The 584-nt window shown below is 61.3% G+C and carries 1 protein-coding gene; it reads left to right on the plus strand.

Going from position 1 to position 584, the window contains the following annotated elements:
• Positions 1-261, plus strand: a 261-nt coding sequence (locus ACMZ91_RS10640; protein ID WP_495497662.1) for an IS3 family transposase, incomplete at its 5' end; no start/stop codon positions are given.
• Positions 262-584 lie beyond the last annotated feature (323 nt).

Below are 584 nucleotides of genomic sequence, written 5' to 3' on the forward strand. Positions count from 1 at the left end.
AACTACCGGCATATGCTGGAAAAGCACTCGTTGAAGCAAAGCATGTCCCGGCGCGGCAACTGCCTGGACAATGCGGCGATGGAGAGCTTCTTTGGAACGCTGAAGTCGGAATTCTTCTACCTGAACAGCTTTGACAGCCTCGAGAGTCTGGAGGCTGGGCTGGTGGAATACATCCAGTACTACAACGAAGAACGCATCAAACTGAAACTGAAAGGTCTGAGCCCGATAAAGTACCGGGAGCAGGCCCAATCGGCCGCCTGACCCCGTCCAAGTCTCGGGGGTCACTTCACCATGGGGGCTCGATCGGCGCATCCATGCGCCTCACGGTCCTGGCCAGGGTGCCCCACCGCCGCCAGACAGTTTCCCGCGCGGGCGGCAGCACATCACCGCGCCGAAGGGATTGCGCTTGAAAAGCAAAGAGCCGGGCAATGCCCGGCTCTTTGCTTTTTGCTCTTCTTTGCCTTCCGCACCGTGGCGCGGGAAACCGTCGAGCAGGGTCGGATGGGCCGGCGCAGGACCGTTGGCGCCATGGATGGCGCCATCGAGCCCCCATGGATGGGTTTACGGCGTGTCCTGCGCCGGCC

This window comes from Stenotrophomonas sp. FR024 (assembly GCF_047500745.2).
Classification (GTDB): Bacteria; Pseudomonadota; Gammaproteobacteria; order Xanthomonadales; family Xanthomonadaceae; genus Stenotrophomonas; species Stenotrophomonas maltophilia_A.